Source organism: Novosphingobium sp. AAP83, assembly GCF_001295795.1.
Lineage (GTDB): Bacteria > Pseudomonadota > Alphaproteobacteria > Sphingomonadales > Sphingomonadaceae > Novosphingobium.
The window spans coordinates 21,385-36,572 of sequence record NZ_LJHY01000009.1 but is presented as its reverse complement, the minus strand read 5'-3'; the positions used below and the strand labels follow the sequence as shown (position 1 = coordinate 36,572).

Annotated in this window: 14 protein-coding genes; 2 read left to right on the top strand and 12 right to left on the bottom strand. The window is 62.9% G+C overall.

What is annotated here, in order from left to right; translation table 11 throughout:
- Window positions 1-79: 79 nt before the first annotated feature.
- The 9 genes from IP81_RS05230 to IP81_RS05190 all read right to left on the bottom strand — a co-directional run bounded on the left by IP81_RS05230 (window position 80) and on the right by IP81_RS05190 (window position 9,163).
- Window positions 80-415 (bottom strand): XRE family transcriptional regulator, encoded by a 336-nt coding sequence (locus IP81_RS05230; RefSeq protein WP_054106940.1) that lies wholly within the window; start codon window positions 413-415, stop codon window positions 80-82.
- Window positions 416-497: 82 nt separating this feature from the next.
- Window positions 498-1,229 carry a type II secretion system protein N gene (gene gspN, locus IP81_RS05225; RefSeq protein ID WP_054106935.1) on the bottom strand — a complete coding sequence of 244 codons (732 nt, stop codon included), beginning with the start codon at window positions 1,227-1,229 and terminating at the stop codon, window positions 498-500.
- Window positions 1,226-1,702 carry a type II secretion system protein GspM gene (gene gspM / locus IP81_RS05220; RefSeq protein ID WP_054106934.1) on the bottom strand — a complete coding sequence of 159 codons (477 nt, stop codon included), beginning with the start codon at window positions 1,700-1,702 and terminating at the stop codon, window positions 1,226-1,228. The genes gspN and gspM overlap by 4 nt, the downstream gene beginning before the upstream one ends.
- Window positions 1,702-2,823: a type II secretion system protein GspL gene (gene gspL / locus IP81_RS05215; protein WP_054106933.1), complete on the bottom strand. Its 1,122-nt coding sequence runs from the start codon at window positions 2,821-2,823 to the stop codon at window positions 1,702-1,704. The genes gspM and gspL overlap by 1 nt, the downstream gene beginning before the upstream one ends.
- A 10-nt stretch (window positions 2,824-2,833) precedes the next feature.
- A complete protein-coding gene (gspG, locus tag IP81_RS05210; RefSeq protein WP_054106932.1) occupies window positions 2,834-3,301 on the bottom strand; it encodes a type II secretion system major pseudopilin GspG in 468 nt (155 codons plus the stop codon).
- Between the two features lies 1 nt (window position 3,302).
- Window positions 3,303-4,532 (bottom strand): type II secretion system inner membrane protein GspF, encoded by a 1,230-nt coding sequence (gene gspF, locus IP81_RS05205; protein ID WP_054106931.1) that lies wholly within the window; start codon window positions 4,530-4,532, stop codon window positions 3,303-3,305.
- On the bottom strand, window positions 4,532-6,025 hold the full coding sequence (gene gspE / locus IP81_RS05200) for a type II secretion system ATPase GspE (RefSeq protein ID WP_054106939.1): 1,494 nt from the start codon (window positions 6,023-6,025) through the stop codon (window positions 4,532-4,534). Before gspE ends, gspF begins: the two co-directional genes overlap by 1 nt.
- A gap of 58 nt (window positions 6,026-6,083) precedes the next feature.
- Window positions 6,084-8,318: a type II secretion system secretin GspD gene (gspD, locus tag IP81_RS05195; RefSeq protein WP_197274525.1), complete on the bottom strand. Its 2,235-nt coding sequence runs from the start codon at window positions 8,316-8,318 to the stop codon at window positions 6,084-6,086.
- Between the two features lie 8 nt (window positions 8,319-8,326).
- Complete coding sequence (locus IP81_RS05190; RefSeq protein WP_197274524.1) at window positions 8,327-9,163, bottom strand: type II secretion system protein N; 837 nt, start codon at window positions 9,161-9,163, stop codon at window positions 8,327-8,329.
- A gap of 189 nt (window positions 9,164-9,352) precedes the next feature.
- On the opposite strand from IP81_RS05190, the gene IP81_RS05185 reads away from it, so the two are divergent.
- Entirely contained in the window at window positions 9,353-9,838 is a 486-nt protein-coding gene (locus IP81_RS05185; protein WP_082355994.1) for an NUDIX domain-containing protein, read from the top strand.
- Here IP81_RS05185 and dinB read toward each other — a convergent pair.
- Window positions 9,817-10,965 (bottom strand): DNA polymerase IV, encoded by a 1,149-nt coding sequence (dinB, locus tag IP81_RS05180; RefSeq protein WP_054106938.1) that lies wholly within the window; start codon window positions 10,963-10,965, stop codon window positions 9,817-9,819. The genes IP81_RS05185 and dinB overlap by 22 nt on opposite strands.
- Before the next feature lie 74 nt (window positions 10,966-11,039).
- Between dinB and IP81_RS05175 the strand changes: the two genes are divergently transcribed.
- Entirely contained in the window at window positions 11,040-12,308 is a 1,269-nt protein-coding gene (locus IP81_RS05175; protein WP_054106927.1) for a multidrug effflux MFS transporter, read from the top strand.
- Here the strand turns inward: IP81_RS05175 and IP81_RS05170 are convergent.
- A complete protein-coding gene (locus IP81_RS05170; RefSeq protein ID WP_197274523.1) occupies window positions 12,305-13,966 on the bottom strand; it encodes a bifunctional diguanylate cyclase/phosphodiesterase in 1,662 nt (553 codons plus the stop codon). The two genes, IP81_RS05175 and IP81_RS05170, sit on opposite strands and share 4 nt — an antisense overlap.
- A gap of 417 nt (window positions 13,967-14,383) precedes the next feature.
- Entirely contained in the window at window positions 14,384-15,184 is an 801-nt protein-coding gene (locus IP81_RS05165; RefSeq protein WP_054106925.1) for a LysR family transcriptional regulator, read from the bottom strand.
- Between the last annotated feature and the right edge of the window lie 4 nt (window positions 15,185-15,188).

Sequence of the window (15,188 nt, the reverse complement as noted above, 5' to 3'; positions counted from 1 at the left end):
GAGGTGTGAATCACAACATGCTGGTATTGCTCAACAACTTTCGGATCGGGCTCTAATTGCACAATCCGCCGCAACCCCATCAAACCGCCTGCTTCCCCGCATCAATCTCGCCCACGCCGGTCAGCGTAAACGCGCCGGTGCCGGGAAGCTCTATGCGCAGTTCCAGCGTGCCACCGGCAGCCTCGACGAACCGGCGCAGGGTCGAAAGATAGAGGTCGGTCTGACGCTCGATCTTGACCACCGAGGGCTGTTTGATCCCGAGGCTCTGGGCGATCTGCTCCTGGCTGCGCCGGGCCAGCTTGCGCAGCGCCTTGAGGCCTTCAACGTCCGCCTGAAGCTCGGCTGCGCGGGCCTTGATACGCTCCTGCCGATCCTTGGGAAGGCGCGCCATCAGCTCTTCATGGGTAACCGGCATGGTGCTCATCCTTTCAGTATGTCGAGGACATACCAATCATGACATAACACCGAAAGCCACCAAAACCCCCGCCCCCCAACCCTTAAAACTGCCCGCTGGTCCCTATGCCCACGCCGCCCGCGCGCGCGGTGAAGCCGCCCTGCATCAGGGGGCCGCTCACTTCGGGGGGCAGGCCGGTCAGTACGAGGTCGGCTTGCCAGCGGCCGCTGCCTGCGATGCGCAGGGTCAGGCGTTCCATGCCGCCCGGCCCTTGCATCGGCACGAGCAGCGCTCCGCTCTCGCAGCGCGCCTTGCCCGAAAGCGTGATCGCTTGCGCCAGCAATGGCCCGGGCGAGGCGATGTCCATGCCCAGCGTGCCATCGGCAGCGGCGCATTGGCCATCGGCCATCTGCACCGAAAAATCGCCGAAACTCAGCGATGTAACCGGCAGCCCGCCCAGCCCGTCAGGCAGGGCGACCACGCCATTCACGCCCGAAAGCTGCACATCGCCGCCGCTGGCCGAGGCCGTGGCGGCAAAGGGGGCATTGCCCGCGCGCTCCAGCGCAAACTCTGCGCGGCCCAGCAGCAGGGGCAAGGGCCGCAAGCCCGCCTCAAGCGTGCCCAGCGGCAATGGCCCCACCCGCAAATCGCCGATCCGTCCGCTCCACACCGGTCCTTCGATGCTGCGCGCGGTCACATTTTCCGGCGCGGCCATGCCCAACACGGCGCGCAAGGGCACCAGCGCGATCAGGCCAAGCGCGGTCAAGCCCGCCAGCGCCAGCCACCCGCGCCGCGTCAGCGCGCGTTCGCGCACGAAGATCCAGCGCCCGATCACGATCCGCTCCGCCGCACGGTCAGGTTCACCGAAACACTGCCATCGGGCGCAGGCGTCATCGTCAATTGCTCCACCGCCAGCCCTTGCGCCGGTAGCCCGTCAATCCACGCCAACGCTGCCTGTGGCCGCGCGGTGGGGATCACGATCACCGCCGCATCCTGCCCTCGCCGCTGGTTGGATTGGACGATAAACCCGGCTTCCTGTGCGCTTGCGCCTGCCACTTGTTCAATCGGCCCCGCCAAAGCCGCTGCTTTCACGCGCGGGGCAGATTTCAGCGTTTCAATCTGTGCAGCGATCCGTCCGGCGCGCTCGGTCGCCAGCCGGTGCCGCACTGCGGCCTCATCCAGCGCCGTGCCCACGGGCAGGATAATCCCGTATACCAGCACGATCAGCGCCATCAGTCCGCCCGCCACGCTCACCAGCACACGCTCGCGCCCGGTCAAGCCGATGTACCATGCACTCACGCGGTCCATCACGGTGCCCTCAAGGTTATGGCGGCAACCGTGGCGCCGGTGGGATCGGGGGCCAGCGCGGGCGGAACCGTCACTTTCCAACCCTGATTTTGCAATGAAATCAATACGGTGTTCACATCCTCGGCGCGCGGTGCGGCCACCGTAAAGCGCAATGTGCCATCCGCGCTATAGCCCAGATCGCGCAGTCGCACCGCCGGGATCGGACGGATCGTTTCCAACAGCGCCGCAGCAGGCGCGCTGAAACTCGCCCCGCCCTGCCCGCGCTTGGCCAGCTCCGCATTGATCAACCGCTCGGCGCTGTCCAGATCGGTCGCCCCCGGAAACCGCTTTTGCACAAGCTCCAGCGCATGTGTTTCCTCAACTAAACTATCAAGGTTCCACTTCACCACCCACACCAGCATCAGCAGCAATGCCAGCAAAGCCGCCGTCGCCGCCATCCGCAGCAGGCCGATCCAGTTCCCCGTCCGGAACACCGATACGCGGCGCAAGGCATAGACACCCTGCCGCAAATTCAACGGCGGATTGGCATGAACCTCCGCCAGCCGCTGCGAGACCTCGTCATCGTCCAGCGCCGTCTGTGGCAGGCCACCCGCCAGCGCCTCCACCAGCGCCGCCTCGCCCGCAAATGCGGCATTGGCGGTGCGCGCCAGCAATTGCCCGCCAAGGTCGGCCAGCATCAATGAACCCTCGGCGCGCGGCAACACAAGGCTTGCGGGCACCAAGGCCACCGGATCAATCCCGTGTTCGGCCAGCGCCGCAATCCAGCGGTCCATATACGATGCCGAAACCGCGCACGAAAGCAGCCCCCCCGCATCTGCCCCCACCGCAACATGCCGCGTCGCCGCTTCCAGCCCGCCTTGCGCCAATCCCATGCGCTCAGCCGCCAAGGCCTGTGCCAGCGGCATATCGGGCATGGCACAATCGCGCACCGGCGCATCGCTTGGCGGGACCAGCACGGTCACATCGCCCACCTCGCCCCAAGGCGCAGGTTCGGCACTCGCATCAAACGCCTGCGCCGCGCCAGCAACGCCATCGCGCACGCGCCACCAATGCCAGAGGTGGTCCGGCCTGGCAGAGACCAGAACGATCAGGCCGTCCGGGGAAGTTTCAGGCTGCACCATCGGCCCGGCGTCAATCCTGTCCGGCGTAGATATCGGCGTTCAGATCAGCACCGCCCGGCTGCCCATCGGCCCCCAGCGAGAAGATCTCGAACGGACGGCCATCGCGGCCCGGCACCTGATACTGGTAGGGGCGGCCCCAAGGATCGCTCGGCAGATCCTTCACATAGCCGCCGGACCGGTAATTCTGCGGCATCGCAAGGTTGGCAGGCGGCGTGCGCAGCGCGGTCAAACCCTCACCTTGGCCGGGATAGCTCGCCATATCGAGCCGGTACATTTCCATGCCCTGCTCCAGCGTGGCGATATCCGACCGCGCTTTGACGACCATCGCCTTATCCTGGCTCGGCAGCACGTTGATCAGCACCACCGTGGCCAGCAGCCCGATGATGAAAATCACCACCATCAATTCAACAAGGCTGAAACCGTTGCGACGGCGCTTGGCCTTGGCTTCCGGTGTCTCGGTTGGTTCAATGTCAGTCATGTCACAGGCCCGTCAGGTTCTGAAGCTGCAAAATCGGCAGCAGGATCGCAAGGATGATCAGCGCCACCGCCGTGCCCATCACAACGATGATCGCAGGTTCCAGCAGCGCCATCGCAGCGGCGGTAAAGGCTTCGAATTCACGCTCAAGGTAATCGGCGGCGCGTTCCAGCATCACGCCCAATTGCCCCGCCGCCTCGCCGCTCGCGGCAAGATAGACCAGCAGCGGCGGAAATGTCCCGGCCTCGCGCAATGCGGTGGAAAGCGATCCGCCCGCGCGCACTTTTTCGCTGATGCCCGCCAGCGATTGTGCCTGCACCGCATTGGAAACCGTCCGCGTGGCCAAGCGCAAGCCATCCACCAGCGGCAACCGCGCCTCGATCATCGTCGACAGTGTACGCGCCAGAGAGGCCGCATGAACATCGCGGATCAGCTTGCCTATAAACGGAATGCGCAACAGCGCGGAATCAAAGCGCAGCTTGAACGCGGGATTGCGCAAGGCGCGGATGAAACCGGCCACCGCCAGCGCCAGCAGCGCCAGCAAAGCCCACCACCACGCACTGAGGAACTGCGAAATCCCGATCACCACCCGCGTCAGCATCGGCAACTGGCGGCTGGCGTTATCGAACTGTTCCACCACGCGCGGCACAACCGAGACCATCAACCCCGTAACCACGCCAATCGCCACCAGCGACAGCACGATGGGATAAGCCAGCGCAGCAATGATCTTGCCGCGCACCTGCGCCTGACGCTCCAACATATCGGCCAGCCGGTCAGCGATGGCGGGCAAGCTGCCCGAGTTTTCACCCGCAGCCACCATCGCACGATAGATCGGCGGAAAGCTCGGCTCTTCGCGCCGCATCGCTTCGGCCAAAGGCAGGCCTTCCACTACGCCTGCGTGGACGTTGGACAAGATCGCCTGCGCCTTGGGCTTTTCGGTCTGGCGTGAAATCGTGCGCAGCGTTTCTTCCAGCGGGCTCACTACCATCAGCGATGAAAGCTGGCGGGTAAACAGCGCCAATTGCTTGGCCGAAAGCTTGTTGGCAAACAGCGCGATGCCGCTGGTCGAGGTTGCCGCGCGCCGCGCCGATGCTGCTGCATCGGGCGTAAGGCTGACCACATACCACTGCCGCGCCGCCAGTTTCTCGCGCGCTGCCGCTTCGCCCGGCGCTTCAATCGCGCCGCGCCGTTCGATGCCCTTGGGGTCAATCGCGTGATAGGCAAAGCGCGCCATCAGGCCCCGTCCCGCCGCATGATCCGCGCCGCTTCTTCAGGGCTGGTCACGCCATCCTTCACCATGCGCCGCACCGCCTTGGTCAGCGTGGGCGAATCAGCGAAAGCATGACGCGCAATCGCGGCTTCATCGGCGTTATCGTGGATCATCTGGCGGATCACATCATCCACCCGCACCGCCTCGAACACGCCAACACGCCCCGCATATCCGGTCTGCCCACATTCAGCGCAGCCCTTGGCCGTATGGACCGTGCGTCCGGCCTTCATGCCCAGAACCTCGGCCATGCCGGAATCGAGCGCGCGTTCCTCGCGGCAATGCGCGCACAGCCGCCGCACCAGCCGCTGCGCGATCACCGCGCGCAGTGTCGAGGCAAGCAGGAACGGCTCCACCCCCATATCGCGCATCCGCGTAATCGCGCCTGCCGCATCGTTGGTGTGAACCGTCGAAAGCACCAGATGCCCGGTGAGCGAGGCCTGCACCGCAATATCCGCCGTCTCGCGGTCACGGATTTCGCCGATCATCACCACGTCGGGGTCTTGCCGCAGGATCGCGCGCAAACCGGCGGCAAACGTCAGCCCGACCTTGGAATTCACTTGCGTCTGGCCCACGCCATCCACAGCGTATTCCACAGGGTCTTCCACCGTCAGGATATTGCGCGCGCCATCATTCAACCCGCGCAGCGCGGCATAAAGCGTCGTCGTCTTGCCAGACCCGGTCGGCCCGGTCACCAGCACGATCCCGTTGGGTTCGGCCAGTGCGCGGCGCAGCGTGTCTTCGGCTTTGGGATCAAGGCCAAGCTGGGGAAGGCTGATCCCGGCATTGTCCTTATCCAGCAAGCGCATCACCACGCGCTCGCCCGCGCGGTTCGGCAGGGTAGACACGCGCACATCCACCAGCTTGCCGCCAAGGCTCAACGAAATGCGCCCGTCCTGCGGCATCCGGCGCTCGGCAATATCGAGCCGCGCCATCACCTTGATACGGCTGACCAGCACCGGCGCCACATGCGGCGGCATTCGCAGTTTCTCGGTCAACACACCGTCCACCCGCATCCGCACGACCAGCGCGGTTTCATAAGGCTCGATGTGGATGTCCGAAACGCCCTGGCGCAAACTCTCGGCAATCAGCCCGTTGATCAGGCGGATCGCAGGCGCATCGTCGGCGCTATCAAGCAAGTCCTCGGCACTGGGCAGGCCCAAGGCCAAGGGATCAAGCCCATCGCCCGCAATGCCCATATCGCCAACAACTTGCGCCGCGCCGTCCTGCGCATAAACTTCGGCCAGCAGTTTCTCAAACTCACCCGCAGCCACCTTGCGCGTAACCATCGGCTTACCCAGAACCCGGCGCACTTCAAGCAAGCCCAGCGGATCGGCCCCTTCGCGCATGACAAGCGCAACCGCGCCATCGGCCTCGCCTTCGACCATGAACCCGTGATCGCGTGCATAGAGATAAGGCACGGCGGACACTTGCCCGGGATCAGGCAAGGCAACCGTCATCGCGCCTGCAAATTGCGTCGCGTCAGTGCCATCAATGTCGTGCGCTGCGTCCATCGGATCAGTTCTGCGCGCTGCTCGGCGGAAGCTCGGTCTGCTCAATTGGTGCAGGCAAAGCGCGCGGGCGGATCAGCGTATCGCCCGCGTTCAGCGCGGCCACTTCGGCCTGCGGCGTAGCTGGCAGGCTTGCGCCCATATAATCGACGATCAGTTCATCAATCCCCGGCTCGCGCTTGGGATCAAAGTTGACTTGAGCCTTGCGGACAATGCCATAGCGGCGCGCTGTCTGCGCCTCGCGATCCCTTGCATTGCGCAAGATCGTCGGGCGGATAAACACCATCAGATTGGTCTTCACCCGGCTGCGCCCGCGTGACCGGAACGCCTCGCCCAGGATCGGAATATCGCCAAGGAACGGCACTTTCTGCAACGTGCGGCTCTCGTTATCGTCCAGCAGCCCGCCCAGCGCCACGATCTCGCGGTCACCCACCGTCACCGTCGTCTTGATCTCGCGCTTGTTGACGATCAGATCGCTGGATCCGCGTGCAACCGGGCCTGCCACCGATGATACCTCCTGCCGCAAATCCAGCCGCACCATGTTGTCCGCGTTGATCTGCGGGGTCACGTCCAGTTCGATGCCGACATTCTGGCGCGTCACTGTGCGGAACGTATCGTTAAAGTTCCCGCCGGACAGCGCCTCGCCCGTCGCAACCGGAATTTCCTGCCCGAACAGGATGGATGCCGGCACATTGTTGTTCGTGGTGATGTGCGGGGTCGAAAGGATATTCGAATTGCGATCCGTCTGCACCGCATTGATGATCGCGCCGAGATAGGTGTCCTTGCCAAGCTCGGTCAGGAAACCCGAATACGCCCCGCGCGCCGCCAAAACCTTGCTCGCCGCGTTTTGCGTCAACAAATCGCCCGCCGGGCTGTTGGTGGTGGTTGTCACAACCGCTCCGTTCAACACGGTCGTCGTCTGATTAAAATTATCCGCCAGCAATCCGCCCGCAATATCGATAATATTGGGCGAAGAGTTGGAATAGTTGGTAACCGCAAACGGCTTGTCCTTGCCGCCAAACAGCATCTGCACGCCCAGTTCGCGCGCCACGTTATCCGAAATCTCGACGATGATCGCCTCGACCAGCACTTGCTCTTGCGGCACATCAAGCTGGCGGATCACTTCGCTCAACCGGCGCTGTTCATCGGCAGGGGCGGCGATGATGATCGCATTGGCACCGGGATAGCGCGTGATCGTAGCATTGCCGCGCCCGTTGGCCAGCTTAATCGGACCATTGCCAAGCCCGCCGGACGTTGCACCTATCGGACTGCTGGCGGCCCCTCCCGTTCCCGCAGAAGGCCCGGTGCTACCCTGCGTTCCGGCATTGGAGGTAGCATTACCGCCAACCCCCCCCAGCGAGATCGGCGCAGCGCTGGCCGATGCCACTTCGCCGCCGCCCTGTCCGCCGATCAAGCGTTCCAGCACGGGAACGAGCGCAGCAGAATCCGCATAATCAAGCCAGACCACCTTGATCTCGCCACCAAGCGCAGCCCGGGCATCCAATTGCCGCGCCATGGCCGCCATCTTGGCGAGCGTGGTCGCATCGCCGCGCATCAACACCGCGTTGGCGCTATCCACCGCCACAACCGTGGCCAAAGAGCGCCCGCCTTCTCCGGCAGCAGGCACCAGTTGCGTCAACGCCGTGGCGATTTCACGCGCGCCAGCATGGTCGAGCATCACGGTCTGGCTGGTCGTGCTGTCACGATCGATATCGGCCACCAACGCCCTAATCCGGCGCAAGTTATCAGCATAATCGACCACCACCAGCGAATTGCCCGCCTTGTTTGCCGTCAGCGCGCCTTCGCGGCTTATCAGCGGGCGCAGCGTCTCAACCGCTTGGGCCGCATCAATGGTTTTCAGCCGGATAACCTCGGTTACCATCTGGCTTTGCGCCGCCCCCCGGCTGCCAATCCGCGTAGGATTGGTCGCCGCGCCTTCGGCAGGCTGGATGCGGAATGCCCCGTTGCCGGTGGGCACTGCGACAAGACCGTTCGCCCGCAAGGTGGACAGGAACACCTCGAAGTATTCCGAGCGGCTGAGCGGGCGGTCTGACACCACGCTGATCTTTGCCTGCACCCGGCCATCCACGATGAACGTGCGGCCCGTCACCTCTGCGGCATCGGCGACGAACGCCCGCACATCGGCATCACGCACGTTGAGGGTATATTGCGCCCAAGCCACTTGCGGGGTCGCAAGCGCCAAGGCGGCAGCTCCGAGGAGCATCTTCGAACAGGAGAACATGCGCAGTTTCATGGAGCCAATGTTATCGCAAGAGGAAGCTGGCGGTCACCGCGTTTGACGGTAACCGAAATGGATGCGCCGGGACGTAGTGCGCCTGAAAGTATCGCGGCATCGCCGGGGCCGCTAATGGGCTTGCCGTCAACCGCCGTAATCACATCGCCCGATTGGAATCCGGCAGCGCCAAACACCGCGCCATCGCCCGATGACATCACTTCAAGGCCGACGATCTTGCCGCCTTCCGCCTTGGGACCAAAATTCACGCCGCTGCGCAAACCGGCCACGCTGATCGCGCCGGAACCGCCCGTTCCACCGGCAGGCACCGCTACGGGATTGGCCGCCACCACGCCTTCAGCGTCAGGGGCCGGGGCAGATTGATCAAGATAGAGCAATTCGCGGGCGCCATTGCGGGTCAACTCAACATGATCGAACGCAACGCCGGACAATGTCACACCCGGCTGCACTTCGGCCCCGATGCGGTAGACATTCTGCACACCATCGGCCCCTGCGATAATCGCGCTGCCACCGCCACCCGGCGTGGATCGCGTGGCGAACAGGGTCAGCGCCAGCGCGGTCACCGAACTTTGCTGCGCGGCCTCTGCCACAGGCGGGGTGCGATTGAACGGATCCATGCTGGCAAAAAGGGCGGCACTGGCAGAAGGCGTCATCTCGCGAATTCCGGCAGGCCGCCAGCCGCCAAGCGGAGAGACCGGCGTCACCACGGCCCAGAACAGCGCAGCAGCCAGCAAGGCAATCAGCGCGGCCAATGCCCACCACAGCACATCGTGCAGTGGTGGCAAAGCCGGACGAGTGCCCGGTAACGCCAGCCGCTTACCCCCAAATCCCACGTCCAGTTTCCCTTCAAGGCCACAGGCATACTCTGCCAAAGGCGATTCACAAACGCCGCGCGCCAGGGCACGGGGATAAACACGCTCAAGCAGTGATTTGCTACGGTAGTGTGACAACAGATTTGCGACCCCGCAGCGACGGTGGACAGGATGGATGACAACCGTTGATCCTGCGTACATGATCAGGCCATGCTCCGTTTGCTTCCCGGTCCTGTCCATCGACTGGCCTTGCGCCTGGCCCATGGCCTGCGCCTGCGCTGGTGGCGCGCAACCGGCAAGGTCGTGCGCGGATGCAATGTCATTGCTGCCAATGCGTCAAGGCAGATTCTGCTGGTGCGGCATAGCTACCATTTGACTGATCTTTGGATGTTGCCCGGCGGCGGTTTGGGCAAAGGCGAAAGCCTGCTGGATGCCGCAGCCCGCGAATTGGCCGAAGAAGTGGGTTGCACGCTCGTCTCGCCCCGCCACATCGACACGCTGACCTTTGACCGGAACGGTTGGACCAACGTCATCGAACTCGTCGCAGGCACAACCGCCGATGCCCCCTCGCCCGATGGCCGGGAAATCATCGAGGCCCGGTTTTTTCTGCCCGAAGCCCTGCCCCACCCCACCAGCAAGCCTGCGCAAGACATGATCGCGCGCTGGCTGGCCTTTCAAAACGGCAATTCGCTCTGACTGGCGATCAAGGGCGCACCTTCGGGCGGATGCTCAGGCTCCTCGCCCTCCAGCGCGGATAGAGTCAGCCCCATCAGGCGGATCGGTTTGGCCAAGGGCAGTTGCGCATCCAGCAGCGCGCGGGCCATGTCGGCAAACTCCGCTTTTCCCGCCACCGCCCGTGGCAACGAGCGTGAGCGGGTCAGCGGGGTAAAGTCATTGAACTTGATCTTCAGCGTCACCGTCCGCCCGCTCGCCCCGCTGCGTTCGATGCGCTCCCACACGATCTCGATGATGTTCTCCAGCGTTTCGCGCAGCGCGCTGCCCGACGAGATGTCCCGCTCGAACGTGCGCTCCCCGCCCACCGATTTGCGCGGACGGTCAGCCTTCACTTGTCGCAGATCGATGCCCCGTGCCGCGCGATAGAGGTAATCTGCCAGCGAGCCGAAATTCTCGCGCAGGAACGCCAGGCTCTTCTCCCGCAAATCCCCGCCGGTTTCGATGCCCAGCGCCGCCATCTTCTCCGCGCCGCGCGGACCGATGCCGTGAAAGCGCCGGATCGGCAAAGTGGCAACAAACTGTGCGCCTTCGCCCGGGCGGATCACGCAGAGGCCATCGGGCTTGTTCTGGTCACTGGCGATCTTGGCCAGGAACTTGTTGTAAGACACCCCGGCGCTCGCGGTCAGCCCCGTATCGGTGCGAATGCGCTTGCGGATCAATTCGGCAATGCGCGTGGCCGAACCGATCCCGCGCACGTCATCGGTCACATCAAGATAGGCCTCGTCCAGCGAAAGCGGCTCCACATGCGGGGTATAATCGAGGAAAATCGCGCGGATTTGTTGTGACACCGCTTTATAAACTTCGAACCGGGGCCGGCGAAAGATCAGATCCGGGCACAGCTTTGCCGCCCGCACCGATGGCATGGCCGAACGCACGCCAAACACGCGCGCCTCATAACTGGCGGCGGCTACCACCCCGCGATCCGATGATCCCCCCACCGCCACGGGTTTGCCGCGCAATTCAGGCTCATCGCGCTGTTCGACGCTGGCAAAGAAGGCGTCCATATCAACATGGATCACCTTGCGCAGGCCAATCGCGCTGCGATCAGGCTCGCTATCGCGGGGAAAGGCATCGGCGGCGTTGACCATGCCAGCATGGTAGCGCGTATCGCAGCGCAACATAAAGGGTGGGATTCACAATCATTCTGGTCCAGATGGGGCAAATGACCTCCGATCAGCCAGAATTGCCACCCCCGTTGCGCACAATGGGGGCGCGAGAAACGATTGCGATGATGGCATTGGTCATGGCGCTTCAGGCGCTGGCGATTGATGCAATGCTCCCCGCGCTGGGCGGTATCGCACGCGAATTGGCCGTGCCAGACCCAAACCAGCGGCAGTTGGTAGTAGGTGTTTTCCTGCTCGCTTCGGGCTTTGCTTCACTGATCCCGGGTTCGCTGGCAGACCGTTACGGGCGGCGCCCGATCCTGCTCGGCAGCATTGGCATCTACGTGCTGTTCTCCCTGGGGTGCGCGCTGGTTACCAGCTTCGACATGCTGCTGGGAATGCGCGTTTTGCAGGCGATGGGCTGCGGCGGACTGGCCGTCCTTCCCGCTACCGTCATCCGCGATCGTTTTTCCGGCGATCAAATGGCCAAGCAGATGTCGATGATCTCTGTCGTGTTTCTGGTGGTGCCGATGCTTGCCCCCAGTATCGGACAATTGGTGCTGCTGATGGCCGGATGGCGCTGGATCTTCGTCTTTCTGGCCGTGATGGGCTGTGTCATGGCCACATGGGTGGCGCTGCGCCTGCCCGAAACCCTGCGGCCCGAACATCGCCAACCCATCCGGCTGGGATCTATTGCCACCAATATGATCCGTGCTGCCACCAACCGCCCTTCGATCGGCTATGTTCTGGGTGGCTCGCTGACCTTTGGCGCGTTGATAGGTTATGTAAATTGCTCGCAACAGTTGGTAGGCGAACATTTCGGCGCAGGCGCCCAATTCCCTCTGCTGTTCGGCTTGTCTGCGCTGATGATGGCCTTTGCCAACTTCTCGAACTCGCGCATCGTTGAGCGGTTTGGCGCGCGGCGCGTATCGCACACCGCAATTTTTGCGTTTATCGCCGTAAGCTTGTTGCAAACATGGGTTTCAAGCTGGCCAACGCAAACACTGTGGCAATTCCTGCCGCTGATGATCACCAACATGATCCTGATCGGCTTTATCGGTGCCAACTTCACCTCGATTGCGCTGCAACCGTTTGAACGCACCGCAGGGTCTGCAAGTTCGGTGCAGTCATTCCTGCGCACGGTCTCCGCATCGACTGTCGGCATTACCATCGGTCAGGCCTATGATGGTACGGCGCACCCGCTGGCTTTGGGCCTTTTGGCAGCGGGCATATTTGCGCTGCTGCTTGTGCTGTTCAGCGAAAAGGGCAAGTTGTTCAGGCGCATCCACCCCCCCGGCACGCCACGCCCCGTGGTGTTTGAACATTAGGCCGCGCTGTATTTCACGCCCGCAAGGCCGGCCATAACCTCTGCCGCAGGCGTAGGGTGACCAAAGTGATAGCCCTGCATCAGCCGCACCCCAAGCGAACGTGCGGTTTCTGCCTGCACTTCATCTTCAACACCCTCAAGCGTGCAATCAATCCCCAATTGCCATGCAAGCGAAACGATGCTGCTCACCAGCGCGCGCGCGCCGGGATCGCTGCTTAACGCCCGCGACAGCGCCTGATCGATCTTGATCATATCCAAGGGCAAGCTGTGTACCTGGCTCAGGCTTGACCAGCCTGCGCCGAAATCATCCAGCGCAATCCGGAAACCGCGCGCGCGAAACGCCTTCAACTGTGCCTCGGCCCGTTTGGGATCATCGATCAGCGCCCGTTCGGTCACCTCAAGAATGATCGCTTGGGGCGGCGCACCGGCATCTTCGGCCAGCCGCGCCAAAACATCCGGCGTGCCAGCGCGCATCACATCGCGCGGTGCAAGATTGATGGAAAGGGTGCGCCCCTGCTCCCATGCCCGGCATTCAGACAAGGCGCGGGCCATGACCATCCGCGTCATTTCACCCGTTCTGCCGGTTGCCACGGCAAGCGACATAAACTGCCCCGGCGTCAGCCAGTTTTGTCCATCCGGGCTCCACCGCGCGAACGCTTCAAACCCAGTGATGCTGTTGCCACCAAGATTGACAATCGGCTGATAAACCAGCCTGATCCGCTGTTCGAGATCGGAATCATTGAACTGCCGGGTAATCGCCCCGCGTTGCAAAAGCTCGGTTTCATCATCGGGGCTGAACACCACCACGGTGCCATCTGACTGCTCTTTGGCTTTGTACAGGGCGGCATCTGCACGCTCCAGACAATCGCTCGCGCTGCGTCCGGCCACACGATGCACACCGATCGAACCCGATAGCCGCAGCACCACGCTGCCGTGCAGCACCGGCGCACGCAACGCATCGGACAGATCGTTGGCAAGCGCGCGCATAGCAGCTTCATCCAACGCGGCATCCAGTACCACGGCAAACTCATCGCCGCCCAGCCGACCAAAACAGCGCACCCGTGGAACAGATGCAAGGCGTGCCGCAATCGCGGCCAGCACCGTATCGCCCGCAGCGTGGCCATACGTGTCATTGATGTGCTTAAACCCGTCAAGGTCGATCAAGGCCAGCCACGCCGCCGCAGTCCCGGTGTGCTTTCCGGCAAGCTCTGCATCCAGCCGCGCCAGAATCGCACGGCGGTTCAGCGCCCCTGTCAGCGGATCGACCGTGGCTTGCAGCATGTTGTCTTGCGCCAGCAGCGCCGCTTTGCGTTCGCGGCGCACAAGCCGTTGGCGCGACAGCTCAAGTTTAACGAAATCGCGATGATGGCCATTGGTGATCAACAGCAACAACGCGGTCACAACAGTCTGTACCAGAACCACTCCCAACGCATTGGGATGCCCGCTCAACAGGGTTTGCACCGATGTCGGCAACGCCACCACCACCGCCATTCGCCGTGCAGTAAGCGGGGTATGGCCAAGTCCCAGAACACCGGAAAACAGCGTTACGGCAACGATATAGTGAATGAACGACTGTGCGGTTGCATCGGCATAAGCCGATAGCCCCATCACCCATACAGCCATCAGAAAAGCGAAAGATGCGCCAAGGGAGCTCATCATCTGCAAATCGCGCCGCAAAATCGGCAAAGGGCGGGAGTCTACCCGGCGCGGCAACCAATGGTATGCGCGCCATATCGCAAAGCTGCCAACCACCACCGGGCCAAACAAAGACAGCCACGGCGGTACAAGCGTTTGAAAGCGCGAAGCAACCAGCACGCAATTGAACACAACGACAAGATATAGCAGAGGCAAGCGATGCGACAAATTTTTGGCATAAGTCTTTGTAAAACTATCGCCTTTGCGCTGTGCCCAATGCCCGCCAAACCTGCGGCGCAAAGCTGCCCCCAAGCCTTTCGGCCCGGTAAGCAAAGCGGCGGTCAGGTGGCTTTTCCCCATGAAAAGAGAAATAGATGCCCGAGGTTAATATGGAGTAATGCCGCGGCCACTGTTCGGCCAAAACTAGGGCCGATCTGGGTTTTATTGACCAGAAAGGGCTGCAACCAGCGCTTTGACCTTTTTTTGCCTCCATTGTGGCAAAGGTGCAATCAACCAATAGCCCCGCCGCGAACGCTCAGGCTCGCCTTGGGCTACGATCATGCCCGATGCGATGGGGGCTTCGGCCAACTGGTGCGGCACATGGGCGCGGCCAAGGCCTGCCCGTGCGGCACTGATCGCGGTGCCGGCATCGCCAACCGAGAAACCCACATCGCCACCACCCGGCGCGGGATCGCCCGGCCAGCCGATCCACGGGCAATCATCGGCAGCATCTGGCGCAGCGATTGTGACCATCAGCGGTGCGCCCAGTTCAATGCCCTCAAGATCGCCCGGTCCTTCAGTCCAGCGCACGGCCAGATCAAGGTTCGCTTCGGTGAAATCGATATCGGCATCGCCGCCCACCAGCGAAAAACGCATTTGCGGATTGCCCGCCCGGAAAGCCGCCAATCGTGGAGAGAGCCAAGCCGCGAAGAAATCGCGCGGGCAGGCGATGGTATAGACATGACTTGATTGGCCCGCCTGCATCGCCTGAACGCCCTCTTCGAAGCGCAGGAAGCCCTCGCGGATCGCATCAAGGCCTGACAGCGCCTCGTCCGTCAGCTCCAGCCCTTTGGACGTGCGGCGGAACAGCACCACGCCCAACAGGTCTTCCAGCGCGCGGATTTGCTGGCCGACAGCTGCAGGCGTTACCGCCAGCTCATCTGCCGCGCGGGTGAACGACAGATGGCGCGCGGCTGCATCCAGCACGCGCAGGCCGTTCAAAGGAAGGTGGGTACGCTTCATATCC